This is a genomic window from Trichocoleus sp. DQ-A2, assembly GCF_039961915.1.
Lineage (GTDB): Bacteria > Cyanobacteriota > Cyanobacteriia > Cyanobacteriales > FACHB-T130 > FACHB-T130.
Window position 1 is genome coordinate 18,387 of record NZ_JAMPKD010000028.1, and the last position, 18,142, is coordinate 36,528.

Annotated in this window: 17 protein-coding genes and 1 pseudogene; 8 read left to right on the forward strand and 10 right to left on the reverse strand. The window is 45.9% G+C overall.

Translation table 11 applies throughout. The features are described from left to right. Positions 1-18: 18 nt before the first annotated feature. Together NC997_RS22820 and NC997_RS22825 are read right to left on the reverse strand one after the other, a co-directional pair. Positions 19-732 (reverse strand): carbonic anhydrase, encoded by a 714-nt coding sequence (locus NC997_RS22820; RefSeq protein WP_190523793.1) that lies wholly within the window; start codon positions 730-732, stop codon positions 19-21. A 159-nt stretch (positions 733-891) separates the two neighbouring features. Next, positions 892-2,763: an NAD(P)H-quinone oxidoreductase subunit F gene (locus tag NC997_RS22825; protein ID WP_190523797.1), complete on the reverse strand. Its 1,872-nt coding sequence runs from the start codon at positions 2,761-2,763 to the stop codon at positions 892-894. Positions 2,764-3,388: 625 nt separating this feature from the next. Between NC997_RS22825 and NC997_RS22830 the strand changes: the two genes are divergently transcribed. From NC997_RS22830 to NC997_RS22840, 3 genes are all read left to right on the forward strand, one after another. Beyond that, entirely contained in the window at positions 3,389-4,375 is a 987-nt protein-coding gene (locus NC997_RS22830) for a threo-3-hydroxy-L-aspartate ammonia-lyase (protein ID WP_190523800.1), read from the forward strand. A 70-nt stretch (positions 4,376-4,445) separates the two neighbouring features. Then, positions 4,446-4,991, forward strand: coding sequence for a hypothetical protein (locus NC997_RS22835; protein WP_190523803.1), 546 nt, complete (start codon positions 4,446-4,448; stop codon positions 4,989-4,991). An 82-nt stretch (positions 4,992-5,073) separates the two neighbouring features. Beyond that, positions 5,074-7,092 carry a family 10 glycosylhydrolase gene (locus tag NC997_RS22840; RefSeq protein ID WP_190523808.1) on the forward strand — a complete coding sequence of 673 codons (2,019 nt, stop codon included), beginning with the start codon at positions 5,074-5,076 and terminating at the stop codon, positions 7,090-7,092. Positions 7,093-7,248: 156 nt separating this feature from the next. On the opposite strand, the gene NC997_RS22845 is transcribed toward NC997_RS22840, so the two are convergent. The 4 genes and pseudogenes from NC997_RS22845 to NC997_RS22860 all read right to left on the reverse strand — a co-directional run. After that, positions 7,249-7,509: a hypothetical protein gene (locus NC997_RS22845; RefSeq protein WP_190411538.1), complete on the reverse strand. Its 261-nt coding sequence runs from the start codon at positions 7,507-7,509 to the stop codon at positions 7,249-7,251. Next, positions 7,499-7,975, reverse strand: a complete 477-nt coding sequence (locus tag NC997_RS22850; RefSeq protein ID WP_190523811.1) for an SRPBCC family protein — start codon at positions 7,973-7,975, stop codon at positions 7,499-7,501. The genes NC997_RS22845 and NC997_RS22850 overlap by 11 nt, the downstream gene beginning before the upstream one ends. Positions 7,976-8,252: 277 nt before the next feature. Then, on the reverse strand, positions 8,253-8,918 hold the full coding sequence (locus NC997_RS22855) for a ferritin-like domain-containing protein (protein WP_190411536.1): 666 nt from the start codon (positions 8,916-8,918) through the stop codon (positions 8,253-8,255). Between the two features lie 211 nt (positions 8,919-9,129). Further along, a pseudogene (locus NC997_RS22860) lies at positions 9,130-9,279 on the reverse strand (bifunctional orotidine-5'-phosphate decarboxylase/orotate phosphoribosyltransferase); the annotation flags it as partial. A 250-nt stretch (positions 9,280-9,529) separates the two neighbouring features. Between NC997_RS22860 and NC997_RS22865 the strand changes: the two are divergent. Then, the gene (locus NC997_RS22865; RefSeq protein ID WP_190523814.1) at positions 9,530-10,444 is read left to right on the forward strand and encodes a histone deacetylase; all 915 of its coding nucleotides are present in this window, start codon (positions 9,530-9,532) and stop codon (positions 10,442-10,444) included. 19 nt (positions 10,445-10,463) lie between these two features. Here the strand turns inward: NC997_RS22865 and NC997_RS22870 are convergent, their stop codons facing one another. After that, positions 10,464-11,906 (reverse strand): bifunctional orotidine-5'-phosphate decarboxylase/orotate phosphoribosyltransferase, encoded by a 1,443-nt coding sequence (locus NC997_RS22870; protein WP_190523816.1) that lies wholly within the window; start codon positions 11,904-11,906, stop codon positions 10,464-10,466. A 70-nt stretch (positions 11,907-11,976) separates the two neighbouring features. Then, entirely contained in the window at positions 11,977-13,848 is a 1,872-nt protein-coding gene (locus NC997_RS22875; RefSeq protein ID WP_190523819.1) for a tetratricopeptide repeat protein, read from the reverse strand. Positions 13,849-14,109: 261 nt separating this feature from the next. On the opposite strand from NC997_RS22875, the gene NC997_RS22880 reads away from it, so the two are divergent. After that, the gene (locus tag NC997_RS22880) at positions 14,110-14,991 is read left to right on the forward strand and encodes an alpha/beta hydrolase (protein ID WP_190523822.1); all 882 of its coding nucleotides are present in this window, start codon (positions 14,110-14,112) and stop codon (positions 14,989-14,991) included. A gap of 83 nt (positions 14,992-15,074) precedes the next feature. Beyond that, complete coding sequence (locus NC997_RS22885) at positions 15,075-15,929, forward strand: rhodanese-like domain-containing protein (RefSeq protein ID WP_190411531.1); 855 nt, start codon at positions 15,075-15,077, stop codon at positions 15,927-15,929. An 85-nt stretch (positions 15,930-16,014) separates the two neighbouring features. Here NC997_RS22885 and ubiG read toward each other — a convergent pair whose 3' ends face one another. After that, entirely contained in the window at positions 16,015-16,770 is a 756-nt protein-coding gene (ubiG, locus tag NC997_RS22890) for a bifunctional 2-polyprenyl-6-hydroxyphenol methylase/3-demethylubiquinol 3-O-methyltransferase UbiG (protein WP_190523825.1), read from the reverse strand. Positions 16,771-16,878: 108 nt separating this feature from the next. After that, on the reverse strand, positions 16,879-17,001 hold the full coding sequence (locus tag NC997_RS22895; protein WP_277877524.1) for a hypothetical protein: 123 nt from the start codon (positions 16,999-17,001) through the stop codon (positions 16,879-16,881). 92 nt (positions 17,002-17,093) lie between these two features. Between NC997_RS22895 and NC997_RS22900 the strand changes: the two genes are divergently transcribed. Beyond that, positions 17,094-17,405 carry a carbon dioxide-concentrating mechanism protein CcmK gene (locus NC997_RS22900; protein ID WP_190411530.1) on the forward strand — a complete coding sequence of 104 codons (312 nt, stop codon included), beginning with the start codon at positions 17,094-17,096 and terminating at the stop codon, positions 17,403-17,405. Between the two features lie 214 nt (positions 17,406-17,619). Next, entirely contained in the window at positions 17,620-17,955 is a 336-nt protein-coding gene (locus NC997_RS22905) for a carbon dioxide-concentrating mechanism protein CcmK (RefSeq protein ID WP_190411529.1), read from the forward strand. Positions 17,956-18,142 lie beyond the last annotated feature (187 nt).

The window sequence follows — 18,142 nt, forward strand, 5'->3', positions numbered from 1 at the left end:
GGATTGCTATAGCTCTACCTAACTCAGTAAGGTGACTTTGCCAGTGTCCAAATCGTAATAACCACCTACAACTTTCAGTTTATTTTCCTGAATTAACTGAGAAATAACAGGAGAGGTTTTCAATCTTTCTACTTGAACCAAAACATTCGCTTTGCTAGCATTCTCTAGCCGATCGCCGGGTTTGCCTTTTGAATTTTCTACACCTGGTTTTATTGCCTCAATTAAGCTACCAATTTGACCGGGCACTTGGGCACCTTTAATGGTGGCATCTACCGCCCCACATCTTTTGTGCCCCATGACCATGATTACCTTGGTTCCTAATATTAAACCCCCAAATTCTAGGCTCCCGGTTTCCTCCGGAGTTGCGATATTTCCTGCCACGCGGCATACAAACAAATCTCCAAATCCCCGGTCAAAGATAATCTCAGAAGGAACCCGCGAATCCGCGCAACTGAGAATCGCCGCAAATGGCTTCTGAGTTTTCGCAACGGCGGTCAAACGTTGAAAATCTCGGTTGATATTTTTAGTTTTTCTGGTAATAAACCGTTGATTCCCCTCCATTAAACTTTGCAGCGCTTGATCGGGGGTCATGTCATTCTCTGCAACGGCTTGGTCGGGGAAAACCAACTTGGTTCCGAGTCCGGCAGTTACGACCCCTGCTCCTACTGCGCCTGCGCTAAATTTCAGCAAATTCCGTCTGGAGAATTGTCCTTTCTGCTTTTTTGAATTCATTGGTTCGTAGCTTCCTTCCTAAGGGTTAAAGACTTGCTCTCTTTGTATTTTGTCATTAGTTATGTATCCTTTGCAATTTAAAAAGGACTAATGACAAAAAGTTCTCAACCAACCGGGTTTTCAGTTAGTTTGGTAGGGCAGCGATCGCCCACTCTCGACCTATTGAGCGAGTGCTACAAAGAGTGGTGAAGCGGCATGAAAGAAGCGCCAATATAATAGCATTCCTAAGACAATTATTCCCATTACTATCGTCATCGCATAAGCTTGGGATTGTCCGGAAGTGCTGTATTTCAAACTTTGTCCGCCGAAAAGGGAAGCAACTCCGACAAAATTAACGAAGCCATCCACTAAGTAGCGGTCAAAGGCAGAGATGAAGCGGGAAACTAAAGCAACGCTGAAAACAATACTCACGCGGTAAATTTTGGCGGTGTAAAAGTCATAAGCCAACAAATCTTGCAGGGGTTTCCAAGGAAGTTGGACGGGTTTTTTCCACATTTTATTCAGATAAATTATCCCGCCAAGGCTGCAACCAAAGATGCTAGACCAAATCAACAGCAGCGCCATATCTTTATTGAGAGTTGCCCAACTCGGCAGTAGCGACAAGCTTTGTAACACTAAGGGGAGGTGGAGGGTGAAGGCGGCCAAAACTATCATGGGGAAAGTTAAAGGCCAAAATGCTTCTGGCGATCGTACAGTCATTGGCTTGGGTTCTCCGCCAAAAATCAGCCCAAACACTCTCGTTAAACTGAAGGCTGTCAAACCATTGACCACCAGCAATAACCCGACTAGCCAAGGTTGAGTTGCCCACAAACCATCTGCCAATTTCAGCAATGCCCAGAAGCTGCCTAAAGGCGGAAAAGCGATTAACCCCAGCGTCCCAACCAGAAAGGCTAACCCGGATATGGGACGGCGCGACCATAAACCGCCGAGTTGGGTTAAGTCTTGGGTGATGTTGTTCCAAATAATTCCACCAACACTCATTACCAACAGCGCCATTGCGATCGCATGAGTCAAGATCAACAACAAAGCTGCATCATCTTGCTGAGTGCCTACGGCGATAAATACCAATCCCATGTAGGCGCTGACGGAATAGGATAAAGCGCGTTTGATATCAATTTGGGCGATCGCAATCAAGGAAGCGCCAACCGCCGTCACACCACCGATCGATATCAGCGCCAGCGACACTATCGGAGAAAGCGCTAACACAGGTTGCAACTTAATCAACACCCAGGCACCTGTTGCCACGACGACCGAGTTCCGCAAAATCGTGCTGGGAAGCGGCCCTTCCATTGCCTCATCCAACCATAAATGCAACGGAAATTGAGCGCATTTACCCATCGGGCCAGCAATTAAACCTAAACCTAATAGCGCGGCTAGTGTAGGGTCTAAATCAGCGGTTTTTGCCCATTCTGCTAGATCGTTAAAATTCCAACTTCCTGCCAGGGGATACAAGGCAATGACTGGCATCAGCATGATTAAATCCCCAACCCGCTTGGTTAAGAAAGCATCCCGCGCCCCCGTCACCACTAGCGGCTGGCTAAACCAAAGCCCTACCAGCAAATAAGTCCCCAAGGTGAGGATTTCCAGGATTACGTAGCTAAAGAACAAGGAGTTGCACAAAGCTAAAGCACACATCCCTGCCTCAAAAAGCCCCAGCAAGGCATAAAAGCGTGCCCAGCCCCAGTCCATCTCCATGTAGCCGATCGCGTATATCTGGGCTAGCAGGTTTAACCCGGTTACTAAAGCGATCGCTGCAACGTTAATTACTGAGATTTCTAGGGGGAAATTTAAATCCAAACCCGCTGCCGACAGCCATGTAAACGTTATTTCTTGAGACGGCTGGTTCCAAATCGCTTGCAGAGTCACTAAGCTATGAACGAATGCCAAAAAGGTCATCAGCAAGTTAATGTAACCAGCGGGGCGCGGCCCTGTGCGGCGGATGACACCGGGCGACCATAATAGCCCGGAAATAGCACCAATTAAGGCATAGCAAGGGACTAACCAAATAGTATCGATGAGAGCCTGAACCACTGAATTCCCTCCAAACTTGCAGCAAAGCTAGGGTTGCTTTCAGCCAACCCGTAATTTCCCTAACCAACCTATGCAGTAAGGCGAATGCCGAATTAATAATTTCTTAAGCGTTCTGCTTATCTTAATGGTTCAAGTAACCAAAAGGGAATAATTGATTTAAAGAATTAAGCGATAAATCATCTAAAAAAAACTTATATAACTCTTTGCTATCATAGGTTTTTATGCCTAGAGCAGTTGTCATCAAGAATTTATATGGTACTGATAGATAAATGTCTATAGGTAAAAATATTTTTTAACAAATAAGTTTTTTGATTTTTAAGTGTATTTTAGAAATTACCATCAAGGCTTTATATGGCATCTATAGATAAACATCTATAAGCAATTCTACTTAGGCTACTATAACAGTTCTATTTGAGTTGAAGGCAAGATATCCAATTTCGAGAGAGAAATTGGATATCTTGCCTTCACGAATCAAAGAGAACGCTCCAGAGACACAAGGGAGAGAGTTTTACAATCCATTTAGGATTGGTATCGGTGGGATGCAAGGATGTTGGATGATGCAAAGTGTTTAGCGAATCCAATGAAGACTATCCTGAAGCATCTTTACAGGCGATAGGATTTTGTTATGGCAGAACACAACCCGTCTGCGATTCATTTCAGTGCCCTACCTGTTACGAGCGCCGATGTGGAAGCTGCGGCGGTGCGGTTGGCTGGAATTGCCCGTTGCACGCCGGTTTTGACCTCCAGAACGGTCAACGAGCGCACCAATGCTCAAGTATTCTTGAAGTGCGAAAACTTTCAACGCACGGGTTCGTTTAAGTTTCGGGGTGCTTACAATGCACTGGCACAGCTATCTGAAGAACAAGCATCACGCGGGGTTCTGACGTATTCATCAGGGAATCATGCTCAAGCGATCGCACTCTCCGGACAATTGCTGGGCATCCACACCACGATTATCATGCCGGATGATGCCCCAGGCGTGAAGCAAGCGGCAACTCGTGGTTATGGTGCTGAGGTGATTTTGTACAATCGTCAGGAAACCACGCGGGAAGCTTTGGCGCAAAGTCTGGTAGATCGGCGCGGTTTAACTTTAATTCCCCCTTACGATCATCCTCATGTCATCGCCGGACAAGGTACATCTGCTTTAGAACTCTTTCAAGAAGTCGGTTCCCTCAATTTACTTCTCGTTTGCTGCGGAGGCGGTGGTTTACTATCAGGATGCGCCCTCGCTGCCAAAACCCTTTCACCGAATTGCCGAGTGATTGGGGTAGAACCAGAACGCGCCGACGATGCGACACGCTCTTTTCACAGTAAAACGCTGCATACTACGAACAATCCTGACACGATTGCTGATGGGGCACGCACTCCTTGCCTGGGAAACATCACCTTCCCACTCGTATTGCACTACGTCGATGATATGGTGACGGTATCGGAAGAAGCCATCCGCACCACGATGTTTTTCTTGTGGGAACGTCTGAAAATCGTAGTGGAACCGACGGGTGCCTTAGCCGCCGCCGCTTTGCTGTCGGAAGTGGTGAAAGAACCGGGTGCCCGAATTGGGGTGATGATCACCGGGGGAAATGTAGATATTCGGCAAATCTGTAAATTGTGAATGCGATCGCTTAACCTGGTACAACTCTAAATTGGCTATCATCGCATGAGAACGATTTTCAGGCACAATTATGAGTGGATCTGCGTTTACAGTTCCAGAAAAAGTAAGCTTTGAGAGTGCGATCGCGCTGACTCAATCTTTGCTTTCCCAGATGCAAGCGGGGGAATTATCCGAAGCAGAAATAGAAACAGCCATTGCAGAATTAGTGAAAACTGAAAATGGTGCAAGAGGCTTTTTCGTCACCTACCTGACATCAGAGGGGACAATCGCAGATAATCCCTCTGCTGCTGTTATACGGGCATTGCAGTCAAATCCAGACACCGTTGCAGAATTATTAGTCAAAAATGTAGCCATGTCTGCGGTGATGGCAGTTGCCCATCATCGCAATGGTAACGAAGAGATGGCGCAATCATCCCAAAGAGTGCGATCGCGTACCACTCGAATTATCGAACAGGTGGAACTTCCTTCTGTCTACGAAGTGTCTCAAAAGTTATTGGAAAGTGCCGTTACTGGCGAAGGTAGCTACAAAGCATTTTTAGAACGCCGCGGTTACGATTCCGAACAACGACAGGTGCTCTCTGAAGCATTAGAACAACTTATCAAGCGTAATGGTTAATCGTCAGTAGTCCTGAATCCTTGGTTTGTTGCTAGTGACCAATTACCAATTACCAATTACCAATTACCAATTACCAACAACTATGGTAAATTCCCCTACTCAGTTTTCTGATATTCAAACTCATTGGGCACGCTTATTCATTCAAGCTTTAGCCCAGCGTCGCATTATTAACGGATTTCCAGATGGGACTTTTCGCCCAAATCAATCCATCACCCGCACTGAATTTGCAGCCCTAATTGCCACAGCATTTTCCAGACCTGTAAAACGACAGTATGTCCCCTTTATTGATGTTCCTTCTACTTTCTGGGCGGCGAGTGCGATTAAAAAAGCTTACGAAACACTATTTATTAGTGGTTTTCCCGATAACAGCTTCCGTCCAGCAGAGAGGATTACCCGAACGCAAGTTTTGGTTTCTCTAGTCAGCGGCTTGCAAATTGCTGCAAACGTAAAATCTGATTTAAAAACGGCACTTCCACAGATATATCAAGATGTCGCTGGAATTCCTAGCTATGCCACCGACGACATCGCAGTCGCGACGAAAGCAGGGCTGGTAGCGAACTACCCGAATGTAAAATTATTCAATCCCAATCTGGCAGCGACTCGTGGCGATGTTGCGGCTTTTATTTATCAAGCTTTAGTGTATCTCGACGAAGCTTCTCGGATTGAATCTCCCTACCTCGTAGTGCCTCCAAAAACCATTCCACCTAGTCAGATTCCAACCGTCAAAGTCAGCCATCAACGGGAGTTTCGGGGTGCGTGGGTGACAACGGTGTGGAACAGTGATTGGCCTTCCAAACCGGGACTAACGGCTGCACAACAGCAAGCCGAACTTATCGGTATCCTTGACCGGATGCAAGCGATGAAAATGAATGCGCTGGTCTTGCAGGTACGACCGGAAGGGGATGCTTTTTATGCTTCGCAATTAGAACCTTGGAGTTATTGGCTGACTGGAAGCCAGGGAAAAGCACCAGAGCCATTTTACGATCCGCTGGAGTATGCGATCGCTCAATGCCACAAGCGCAATATTGAACTTCATGCTTGGTTCAACCCTTACCGCGCCAGAGTCTCTATCAACAATTCCCCGCCAGCCCGTCCTCACATCGCCGTCACTAACCCCGAAGCAGTTTATGTATGGGGTAATCAGATGTGGATGGACCCCGGATTGAAAGTGGTTCAGGACAGGGCATACAATGTCATTCTCGATGTGGTGCGTCGCTATGACGTAGATGGCATTCATTTGGATGACTATTTCTATCCCTATCCCATCGAAGGCAAATCTTTTCCCGACAATAAAACCTACGCCGCTTATACGGCGGCTGGCGGGAAACTTTCTTTAGGTGAGTGGCGGCGGGACAATGTAAATCAAATGGTTCAGCGCCTATCGCGGGGAATTCAGGCAACCAAGCCACACGTCAAGTTTGGCATTAGTCCTTTTGGCATTTATCGTCCCGGACAACCATCTCAAATTCGGGGACTAGATGCCTACAGCGTACTTTATGCCGATTCCAAAAAATGGCTAGAGCAAGGCTGGGTTGATTATCTCGCCCCGCAACTCTACTGGCGCATCGACCAAACTGCACAAAGTTACCCCGTGTTGCTGAAGTGGTGGACGGAGAATAACCCCAAAGATCGACATATTTACGCCGGTAATAATCTGGGGCAGTTGGATGGCAAGGCTTGGACTCTTACGGAGATAGAAAAGCAAGTTGACATTACTCGCAACTTGAGCGGGAATTTGTCTTTAGGGAATATCTTCTTCAGTATGGAAGCCTTCGTTGAAAATCGTCAGGGCATCTATGAAAAATTCAAAACCTCGACTTATACTAAACCCGCACTAGCACCCCCGATGCCCTGGCGAGATACGACACCACCCCCGCCCCCAACAGCACTGGGGTTGAGAAATGGCAAGCTGACATGGAATCTTGCTAGCACTCCCGATATTCGTTCTTGGACGCTTTATAAGCAAACTGGTACAACTTGGACGCTGCAAAGAATCCTTTCAAGAGAGGCCACGTTTGCCACAGTTGAGCCGGGAACTTATGCTGTGTGCGCGGTAGATAAGATGGCAAATGAAAGTGGGGGAGTCGTCGTCACCGTCTAACTTGTCATCGTCTAGGTATCCGTGGAAAGCACTTTTTTGAACCATAAAGACACTAAGGGAAATAACAGGGAAGTAACTTTGTGTTTCCTTAGTGCCTTTGTGGTTAATCCGGCATGTTTTAAACCACCCAATTCAATAAGTTTGTGTTTCCAGTCCTTATAAGTCTAAAGACTCGGTTTTAGAGTTCAGGCGCTTGGAGATTTGGCTAATTATCCCACTCAAAATTGCCCCTCCCATGAGAACTCCAAGCGCTGGGGTAAACAAGGGTTGCCAGAGTTTGTACCACAAATCGAGACCGAGGGGAATGCCGACCGAGTGACCGACAACAGCGATCGCTAGCCACCCAAAACTGAGCAAAACTAGGAACACATCTGCGACTAAAATCAGATTGAGCCAATTGAGGAGTTTATCTTTCATCAGAATTCTTCAAATTTCTCCGAAAATTTTCATTTAACAACGTTTGTTTGAGGTTGTTCATCCGCATCTGAAACATTGTCTCTAAACCCCAGCGGATCGCGGTACTGTCCAGAAACGGGTTCAGTTCAAAATTAATGACATCAACTAGGCGTGTCTCTGTGTCAGAAATGGGAATGAACTGATGGATATGTTCCCAGAATTGGAATGGGCCGCGCAATTGTTTATCAATAAATCTTCTCGGAGGTTCCCAGCGAGTAATTTGCACTTGCCAGTCGATTCCTATCTGCTCGAAAAGTTCTACCCGGATTGTAAAGCGCGTCCCTAAACCACAAATAATGTTTGAATCCAATACCCTGACGACTGGAAACGGTGGAGAGATGCGTTCTAGCAGATGTACATCCTCGTGAGCTTCCCAGACGGTTTCTATGGGGAGGAAGACGGTTTCGCTAACCTCAAAGTGTTCCAATTCTCTTCACCACCCAAGTCATTTGCTCGTTGGTAAATTTTTTTTCGCAATTGACGCTTCGGAATCTGCTTGCTTTGAAATTTTATCAATTACAAGACGTTTTTGATGATTTTTACTAGAAAATTAAAATTAAAGAGATTTTTTTAAGAGTTTATATTACTCTGGGAATTTCTTAAGTTGAATATCAAATCGCTTCCTATATAGCCTGAGTGCGGATTGTGGAATCGCACTCAGGCTAACAGATGAAGCCTACAGGCTTCATGAGGCTACCGTTGAATTAGACTTTCAGCACCCAGTCTTTGCGAGTATCAGCACTGACGAAGGATGCGGGAACGATTTCGATATCAACGCCCAGTGACTTGAAAGCGGCGCGAATTGCTGTCGCGTGGGCAGATTCATCGGAACCAATGCTTGCGCCTGCGGTAATTAAGGCTGGGGTTTTTAGCTTTGCAATTTCCCTGGTATAAGCGATCGCTGCGTCAGTCTCCAGAGCGAGTGCTAGCTTGGCAATATTCACATCTGAGTCGATGTTGCCTTCTCCTGCCTTGATGTAGGACGAGAGATCGTAGCTAGATTTTGCCGTCACCGGGGTAGCTCCCAAACTTTTCACCACCGATGCCAGAGTATCCCGATGCGTTTTGTGATCGGCTTGGTTGCGGAGTGCCAACGCCAAAACAGCTTTGCCTACATCGGTGTCACTCAGCTTTGTTGCCGCAAAACCATACGCCCAAATCGCTTGATGCTCGAAAAACAAAGCTTTATTGAGGATGGCAGCATCATTTCTTTTATCCTCTCTAGAGGCAGCACTGGCACCGTCTGCGATCGCGGTCAGCCCTAAAGCACTCGCTACGCCAGTCACAGTCCCCGCCACCATAATCCCACGCCGTGAGAATGTTTTGCTGGGACGCAAGAATCTTTTGGCAAAGGTATTTTCCCTCTCCATGTTGGTGTCTCCTCATTCATAAATCAGTAACTTACAGTTAATACGCGCACCTCATCCGATTGGATTTCAGTAGGATTACGGATGAGAAAATTATTTACAGGACTTACGCTCTGAAAGCTTGAAACTTAGAGATTCACTAACCCTTCATTTATCGGGGAGTGAGTGGGATCTCTGCGTCAGTCCTAACTTAAAAGCTTTCAAAATTTGAGAGGAAAATCATCGGACGGTCTAGGCGCAGCGCTAACCCTGTAGCCGTGGCTAAGGAACCGTAAGGGATTCCGGCAATGCGGACAAAGTGCAAATCTTTGAGAATCTCGGCGTAAACACTCAAGATTTGATAGAAGATTTGCGGTTGGGAGATGAAGTCTATTCTTGTAGGAGTCTCGAAAGTTGTTCCATGTGCATACCGCAAGAAAGGTGGAGTACAAGTCAAAGAGAAAGTTTGGGAGACGGTGAGCTTGACTGAGCCTCAACACCGGGTATAACCAGTCGTGTATAACAAGTAGTGGGATTGCCAATCAGCTACCTTCTCATAGATTTCGTATGCAGGCGGTCGTTCAACCCCAACCTGAAGGGTCTAGCGGTAATTTCAAAATTGTGGAAACAACTGAATGATTACCATCTTCTATTCAGATAAATTTCTTCAGCATGAAACAGGATATATGCATCCTGAACAGCCAGAGCGACTCACTGCTATTGTCGATAAATTGCGAAGCTCAACTGTAGCTGATCAAATCCGATGGCTGAATCCTTCTAACTCAAGAAATGTTATCGCTGCGATCGAACAAATTCATTCCTCTGATTACATTCAGGAAGTTCGTAGTTATTCTGAGCGGGGTTGGGGGTGTTTTGAATCAACTCAAATCTCGCCTCAAAGCTTTGATGTTGCTTGCCTTGCAGTCAGTGCTTGGTTAGATGGTATTGATGTGGTTTCGCAGTTAAAACGTCCAGCTTTTGTTCTGGCAAGACCACCTGGACATCATGCCCTCAAAGATGAAGGAATGGGTTTTTGTATTTTCTGCAATGCAGCGATCGCTGCCATTTACGCTCAATCCATCGGAATTCAGCGAGTTGGAATTCTTGATTGGGATGTACATCATGGGAATGGAACCCAAACAGCCGTAGAAAATATCCCTAACATGGCTTTCTGTTCCATTCATCAATCCCCTGGCTATCCCCGTACTGGAAAGCCTGATGAACGGGGTAAGTATAACAATGTGTTGAATCTTCCGATTGCTCCAGGCAGTAATATACAGGATTACTGTAAGTTATTCGAGGAGAGCGTCATTCCCTTTTTCAAAGATTTTTGTCCTGATATATTAATCATCAGTGCTGGGTATGATGCGAATCAAACAGACTTGCTTTCTAAAATCAATTTACAGCCCCAAGATTACAGCATCATCACTGATTATTGTTTAGAGATTACACCCAAAATATTATTTGGTTTAGAAGGCGGCTATGAATTGGAGAGCCTTTCTTCATCGGTACTTGAGACTGTTAAACGATGCGTAGACGCATTTGTATGATGACCTCCAATGGGCGGGGCTAATGGCTCAAAATTTGGAATTGCTCGGAATTGATCCGCCCCGCCTCGTACAGCGTTTCGGCAACTTCCCCCATCCTCAGCACAGAATGACCCCGATAGCCGTTTTCCTGAAGCCGATCTTTGACTCCTTTTTCATGGTCGATCAACACCACAATATCTTCGACATTTAATCCAGCATCTTTGAGTTTCATTGCCCCTTGCATAGCGCTCTTGCCGCTGATGAGAATATCATCGACAACGACAATGGTTTCTCCCGGTTGGAAATGACCCTCGATGACTCGTTGGGTGCCGTGAGATTTTACCTCCTTGCGCGGAAAAATCATCGGACGGTCTAGGCGTAGCGCTAACCCTGTAGCGGTGGGTAAGGAACCGTAAGGGATTCCAGCTATTCGGTCAAAGTGCAAATTTTTGAGAATCTCGGCGTAAGCACTCAAGATTTGATGGAAGATTTGCGGTTGGGAGATGATGACGCGCAGGTCGATGTAGTAGGGAAAAATCGCTCCAGAGGCTTGCACGCGATCGCCAAACATAATGCAACCCAGGTCGTAAAGTTGCAAAATCAAATCTCGGTTGGGAGAATGTTGCAAGAAGCAGACATCCGGAAGCCACAAGTCACAGGTGGGGCTTTCCTGGACAATTCTGAGCCGTTCTTCATTAACACTGTCGCGTAAGGCTTGGACAGCCTCAGCGGGGTGTTCGGCAGTTAATAAATCTAGAGGAACTGGCAGGAGTAGCCCTTCTCCATAGCTATTTAAGCCAGCCGCTAGAATTTCACTTAAGTTTTGGTTTTCTGACCATCCCTGCACGAATATGAGGCGTTCTGGTGCAATATTGCGGATGCGAGTCAGAGTTTCCGGCATTGCAGCGCCCACTTCTAGCCCTAGTTGTTCTTGGGTGCCCCAAGTTTGCGCTTCTTTTATCAAATGGATGTAAAAGGGTAGCCCGGTGTCTGGATATTCTTGCAACACGGCGGCTGATGGGTTGTCAGTCGTACAGACCACAAAGACGGCTTTGCCAGGATAGACCAAAAAGGGAGCCGCTAAGTCAAGTCCTGGGTAAGGATTCAAGGTGACAGCATCCACTTTCCAGTCTTCAAAGACGGTTTGGGCAAACAGGGTGCTGGTGTTGAGGTCGCTGTGCTTGGCGTCTAAAATTACTGGAATGTCGGCGGGGATAGCTGCTAGGGTTTGCTGAAGGAGTTCTAAACCTGTTGCCCCCAGTGCTTGATAAAAGCCAAGCGTGAGTTTATAGGCGCAGACTAAATCGGCGGTTTGAGCGATCGCAAATTGTAGGCGATCGCTATGAAGAATGCGATCGACTGAAGAGAGAATGGTGCTAGCCCCATCGCGTTTAGCGAGATTCTCGATGTCTGGGTCGAGTCCTGCGTACAGTAAGCTTTGATTGCGCTCGATTGCTTTAAGTAGCTTATCGAAGAAGTTCATAGGTGTTTTTTAAACGCAAAGGTACGCAAAGGTTAGCGCAGAGGTACGCAAAGGAAGATAGGGGAGATGATTACATGGATTGTTTGTATTGTTCTAAAATTTGGGGAATATAATCGTAGCCATCGACGCCGATGAGAGCGATGATTTGTGGGCGCGATTGTTGCAATTTTTTCTGGAAGGCTTCTGCTCCCAGTTGTCCCTGTAAGATGGTGAGTAAGCCTGCGGTTTTCCGCCACTCTTCAGCAGCAATCTGCTCTAAAAGATACATTCCTAGGCTACCTGTAAGGATTGTTTTATCGATGTTTTGCAGACTATGATGAGCTTCGGATAAGTAAGCTAAGTTCCGTCCTTGCAGGTATAAATCGCCGGAAAATTGGGCGGCTTGTAAGCCAGATTCTAGGTATTTAATCGCTTCTTGCGGTTGTTCTACTATCAACAAAGCAATTCCCAAACTGCTGCAACAAAGGGCTTTACTTTGACCGTCGCCTAATCGTTCTGATAACTGTAATCCTTGTTGTAAATAGTTGATGGCTGTCTCGTAAATTTCCGGTTCTATTTGTTCTAATTGTTGAGCTTGAAAGACTTCACTGTAGCCGAGATTGGCGAGGGCATTGGCTTCCCCTAATCTATCTCCCGTCTGACGAGAGAGAATTAATGCCCGTTGGCTATAGCTGATAGCTTCGGCATAGTTTTTTTGCGCGACGCAGGTGCGGCTGAGGTGGTTGAAATTGGCAATTTCACAAGGGCGATCGCCTGCATTTCTGGCGATTTCTAGGGCTTGCTCATGAAATGCGATCGCGTCTGCATATCGACCTTGCGCCCGTTGGGAATAACCCATTAATGTCAAAATCCGAGCTTTTTCTTGCGTACCTTCGACTTGTCGCAGCGGTGCATCTAGATAGTCAAGGGTCGTGCGGAGATATGCGCCGGAAAATGAGGCGAAAATGCCACCGTAGAGGGGGAAGTATTGCCGCTGGGAAAAGGTTCTAAGGATTTGTAGGGTAATTTGAAAACAGCCATTCACTAAGCGATCGCGCGAAGTAGAATTGAGAATCGTCGCCTGATTCAACCCATTCGCTAACTGCGACCAAATCACGGCAAAAGTCAGAAAAGTGGAAATCGACAGCCTTGCGCCCACTTTGGAGTCGTAAACCAGTTTGTCAAACCAGTTCACTAGCCCCCGCTGCAAGTATTGCAAAATTACTGCTAACTCAACGAAGGAAATCAAGTCAGGCGGTTGTTTTGCGACCAATTCGGTTACTGATTCGTTGAGGGCAAGCGCGTGGAATAATGCCTGAGGATAAGGGCTATTGACTTGTTTTTCCCAAACTCCCCAAGGGCCACTTTGCGCCGGTGTGCCTTCAAATCCTAAGGAGCGATTTTGGTCGTAGATCCAGCTTACCAGGTGCCCTTCCAGACGTTGCCAAGATTCCAAGCCACGGGCAAGACCTTCAGCAAGTTGCTGCACATCTCGATCTTGTTCGGGATGGGTAATTTCCGGCGCTTGTTGCTTCAGTGCAGATGCCAGCTGCGGTAAGTTCAAAGCTTGCGCTAAATTAGGGTCGATAACCCGTAATAAAGCTGCTAGCTTCTCGTCTGATGGGGAAGCGATAATTTGTTGAACAGCTGTCGCGATCGCATCCGTCGCCCGATTCTTTTCCTGCGCCCGTTCCCATTCTCCCCGAATCGTTTGCATCGCCCTCAAGGTACGAGTCGCTTTGGCAAGCTTCATTTCATCCTTTTGCGTGTCCACCTGTTGCTGGGTAGCGCTTAAGGTTTCTTCCAAAACTCGCTCGAAAATTTCGCCCGTACCCGGAGTCACATCCTTGACGAGCATTTTGTACACCTGTTCTTTCGAGCGAATCTGCCCTTTGAGGGTGGTTTGTACAATTTGGTCGATTAATTGTAGATAGCGATCGCGCAAAGGCAGAGAGTCTGTCATGGAAACAAGGGGAGAGAGGACTAAAATCCTGCACCTGGTGAGTATAAGTCCCGGCTATACAGGCAAAACCTAACGACAGCAGGTTTCAAATTTATTTGTAGAAACGCGGAATTTCGCATCTCTACAGCCCGGGCAGGCGGACTTTGTTTGTATAGCTGCGATTTCCATCGCCAAGTCTAGATGTTCGCACATTTACTTTGCAGTGTACTGAATAATTTACTGAGTTCGCATACTACAAAGCGTGGAGAAACACTAACGCTGATGTTTGCCGATTTTCTGCCCTCCCAAGTTCAGCAGTTGCGCGAGTCCGCATCCATCGCCCTTGCTCAAAAAATTGAACGTCAGGCGATTAAAACTCCTCTCTCGCCACAACCGATAGCTACAGCTTACGTCCACCAGGGGAACGGTGGCACCCCAATTCTGTTACTACCCGGTTTTGATAGTTCGGTGCTAGAGTTCCGCTGCTTGCTACCACTACTCGCCGCCCAAAATGAAACGTGGACGGTAGATTTGTTGGGATTTGGCTTTACAGATCGAGTGCAGGGAATTTTGTATAACCCCGACGCCATCAAGACACACCTGTATTACTTCTGGAAAACTTACATCCAAGTGCCAGTTATGTTGGTAGGCGCTTCGATGGGAGGTGCAGCAGCAATTGACTTCACCCTCACTTACCCGCACGCTGTCAAAAAGCTGGTGTTAATTGACAGTGTAGGTTTCAGCGGTAGCTTCCCGCTTGCCTCCTATCTCTTTCCTCCCTTAGACTTTCTGGCAGTCGAATATTGGCGTCAGCGCAAACTCCAAGCGCTGTTATGGGGCAGCACTTTTGGCAACTTGGAACCGACTGCAATTGAGGCGATTCGGTGTGCAGCGCTGCACATGGAAATGCCCGGTTGGCACGAAGCAATCATCGCGTTTATGAAAAGTGGCGGTTACTGGAATTTGGCAGATAAAATTCCGCAAATCAATAAGCGGACGCTGATTCTGTGGGGAGAGTCTGATGATATGTTGGGTACGGATGATGCCCAGAAGTTTAAGAGAGCGATCGCTCATTCTCAACTCATTTGGATCGAGAATTGCGGGCACGTTCCTCAATTTGAACAGCCAGAGATTACCGCTAAGCATATTTTGGCTTTTAGGTAATTGTAGGATTTATTGTTAACGCAAAGGTACGCAAAGGTTAGCGCAAAGGTACGCAAAGGAGTTTTCAGGGTAGCGTTAAAGTTATGAATCAGGATTCTCTTGCCCATCGATGGGTAGTCAGTGCAGAAGAAGCGAAGGAATTGATTAAGCTGGATGCGACACTTCTGGATGTTCGCAATTCAATTTCCTGGTTGCTTGGGCATATTTCTGGTGCTGTTCATGTCACTTGGCAGCAATTCTCGCAACAACAATCTCCGAATAAGGGAAAGTTGATTGAGAATACAGAAATTTTGCAAGAAAAACTTCGCGCTGTCGGCATTTGTAACAATCAACCTGTCGTTGTCCTTGGCAATCCAGCGCACAATTTTGGTGAAGAAGGGCGCATTGTTTGGATGTTACGCACGCTAGGACATTCACAAGCAGTCTTTGTCGATGGGGGACATTCAGCACTTGTTAAAGCAGGTGTCCCGATTGTTTGGGGAGTGACTCAACCCAAACCTGGTGATTTTCTTGTACAGCGAACTTCCTTATGGGAAATTCAGCGCGATGAACTCAAAGCCAATCTTTCCGCTAAAGAGATATCCCAAGATTTGATTGTCATTGATACCCGCGAAGCGAGGGAATATGCAGGAACTCCCGCTTACGGCGAACATCGGGGAGGACATCTCCCTGGTGCGGTGCATTTCTACTTCCAAGATTTGAAAGATGCCAAGGGGAACTTGCTGCCTCGTGACCAGATTATTGATAAGTTGGAAAGATTAGGAATTCAGCATCATACTCCCATTATTACTTATTGTACAGGCGGCATCCGCTCAGCTTTCTTCACGGCTGTACTTGTTGATTTAGGATTTAATCATGTAAAAAACTATGCAGGTTCGATGTGGGAATGGTCAGCTTCGCCAGAAAATCATTATCCTCTAGAATCTGAACCTAAGTAGGAAAATAAATTAAACAAAATCAGTAACTATTTTACAAACAATCAAGCTTCTTTTAATTGCTCATGAATTCAATAATAAACAGTAATTATTTAGGCGATTTTATTGCTTTACCAATATACATAACTGAAGTATTGTTACTAATTCCTACTTGAAATTTGCCCGTTTTTTTGTAGTGAATATAAGCAAGCACGTTTTGGTAAATGCTTTCACCAAATATATTAAACCCTTTAATTTCTATACTGTTAAATCCCTGGCTATGCATTAAGCTTGTTAATTCTTGCGGCTCAATAAACTTATTCCAATCGTGAATACCACGAGGAATTTCCTGCAAAATATTTTCTAATAGCCAAATCATTATTAATTTGGAGGCGAAAGTTTTATTAATTGTGTCAAATAGAAACAAGCCGTTTGGCTTTAAAATTCTATAAATTTCAGAAAGTGTCTGACGTAAATCTGCAATATGCTCTAAAACATCAACACAAACGACAATATCAAAAGTATTAGCTTGATAAGGGAGGTTTTCAGAATATCCGTGTTGATAGTCAATCTGAAGTCCGCTTAGAGATGCGTGATCTTGAGCTTGTTGAATACATTTAGCCGATTGATCGATTCCTGAGACTTTTACTCCTCTTTTCGCCATAAATTCGCAGGTAAATCCGCCGCCACATCCAACATCTAAGGCTTGCAATCCCTGCCAATTTGAAACATAGCGATCGAAAAAATCAAATCGGGGTTGATTGAGATGATAGAGAGCATAGATTTTCTCATCTTCCTGCCACCATCTATCTGCACTCAAATCATAAAATTTTAAGTCGTTTTTTTTCAAGTGTTTGTTTTGCATCCTGTATCTGGGAAGGTTGATAGGACAAACGCATCTAAGGTAATTTTAGTCGCTGCTTCAGTGGGAAAATTATGCTGACATTGCGAACTCAATCATTCCACTTCTAGCCTATCGGCATCTAGTAGGATGTCCTTTATGAAAGGTAGCGATCGCTATCTTCGCTGCATCTGAGCGATAATAGCTAGCGTATACTGCCCGCAGCCACGCTTCTCGCTTTGTCTCCAGAAGCATAAATCTTATAATCTAAAATCAAAAATATTATCACAAGCCTCGTACAATGAAATATTGCTGGGAATATTGCTGGGACTCAAGGAGCTGATTTTATGCCACAGGCAGTGGGAACGATTGAAACGTTAGGGTTCCCAGCTGTACTAGCAGCAGCAGACGCAATGGTTAAAGCTGGTGCAGTCACGCTGGTTCATTATGCACTTGTAGAAAAAGGGAACTTTATGGTCTCCGTTCGGGGAAAAGTTTCTGAAGTCAACATCGCTGTTGAGGCAGGGATTAAAGCCGCAGAGACAGTCTACGGAGGTCAAGTGATCTCCCACTACATCATCCCCAATCCTACGGAAAATGTTGAAACTGTTATGCCCATTCATTTCACCCAAAAAGTTGAACAGTTCCGTATGTCGTAGTTGGTTAACAATCGGAACTTAATTGCGAGTAGACATTGCCAGCTATCCCAGCAATTATTGGGATTTTGTTTACTCGATTGTTTGGTCTTTTGTCAAGTCAAAAAGTGGGAAAGTAAAGGCAAGGGGCATTTCGATCCAAAGGTGCATCGAAAATTCGTACAATTAGTTCTTAGCTCTACGTAACTCAATTAAATTCAAATTCAGGAGATAGCCAATGCCACAGGCAGTTGGATCGATAGAAACGAAAGGCTTTCCTGCTGTCCTAGCAGCGGCAGATGCGATGGTTAAAGCTGGAAGAGTTACCCTAGTCGGATATATCCGAGTTGGTAGCGCCCGTTTTAATGTCAATATTCGGGGCGATGTTTCAGAAGTGAAAACCTCAATGGAGGCGGGAATTGCCGCAGTAGAAAAAGTTTATGGTGGCGTTGTAGAATCCTGGGTGATCATTCCCCGTCCCCATGAAAATGTCGTGAGTGTACTGCCAATTGGCTTCACTGAAGACGTGCAACAGTTCCGAGATGCTGTCGAACAGCCGATAGTACGCAGGTAGTGGAAACATCTGTTAGCGAAAGGCGCGTAAGCAGCGCCTGCTGAGTAGAAAGACTGCCTGCAAGAGAGCGTCCAAAATCATAGCTGCTGTTACAACCCGTTTTCTTCAAGAAAATGGGTTTTTTTAGCAATATTTTTTGAATAAGACTCACTTTCCCTTTAAACCGGAGAAAACCTCTCTCTTACAA

Coding starts and splice junctions, on each gene's coding strand:
- NC997_RS22875 (WP_190523819.1), bottom strand. CDS start 13,848: ATGACAGACTCTCTGCCTTTGCGCGATCGCTATCTACAATTAATCGAC.
- NC997_RS22895 (WP_277877524.1), bottom strand. CDS start 17,001: ATGCTTCTGGAGACAAAGCGAGAAGCGTGGCTGCGGGCAGTATACGCT.
- NC997_RS22840 (WP_190523808.1), top strand. CDS start 5,074: ATGGTAAATTCCCCTACTCAGTTTTCTGATATTCAAACTCATTGGGCA.
- NC997_RS22885 (WP_190411531.1), top strand. CDS start 15,075: ATGAATCAGGATTCTCTTGCCCATCGATGGGTAGTCAGTGCAGAAGAA.
- NC997_RS22820 (WP_190523793.1), bottom strand. CDS start 732: ATGAATTCAAAAAAGCAGAAAGGACAATTCTCCAGACGGAATTTGCTG.
- NC997_RS22900 (WP_190411530.1), top strand. CDS start 17,094: ATGCCACAGGCAGTGGGAACGATTGAAACGTTAGGGTTCCCAGCTGTA.
- NC997_RS22830 (WP_190523800.1), top strand. CDS start 3,389: ATGGCAGAACACAACCCGTCTGCGATTCATTTCAGTGCCCTACCTGTT.
- NC997_RS22870 (WP_190523816.1), bottom strand. CDS start 11,906: ATGAACTTCTTCGATAAGCTACTTAAAGCAATCGAGCGCAATCAAAGC.
- NC997_RS22845 (WP_190411538.1), bottom strand. CDS start 7,509: ATGAAAGATAAACTCCTCAATTGGCTCAATCTGATTTTAGTCGCAGAT.
- NC997_RS22865 (WP_190523814.1), top strand. CDS start 9,530: ATGATTACCATCTTCTATTCAGATAAATTTCTTCAGCATGAAACAGGA.
- NC997_RS22880 (WP_190523822.1), top strand. CDS start 14,110: ATGTTTGCCGATTTTCTGCCCTCCCAAGTTCAGCAGTTGCGCGAGTCC.
- NC997_RS22905 (WP_190411529.1), top strand. CDS start 17,620: ATGCCACAGGCAGTTGGATCGATAGAAACGAAAGGCTTTCCTGCTGTC.
- ubiG (WP_190523825.1), bottom strand. CDS start 16,770: ATGCAAAACAAACACTTGAAAAAAAACGACTTAAAATTTTATGATTTG.
- NC997_RS22835 (WP_190523803.1), top strand. CDS start 4,446: ATGAGTGGATCTGCGTTTACAGTTCCAGAAAAAGTAAGCTTTGAGAGT.
- NC997_RS22855 (WP_190411536.1), bottom strand. CDS start 8,918: ATGGAGAGGGAAAATACCTTTGCCAAAAGATTCTTGCGTCCCAGCAAA.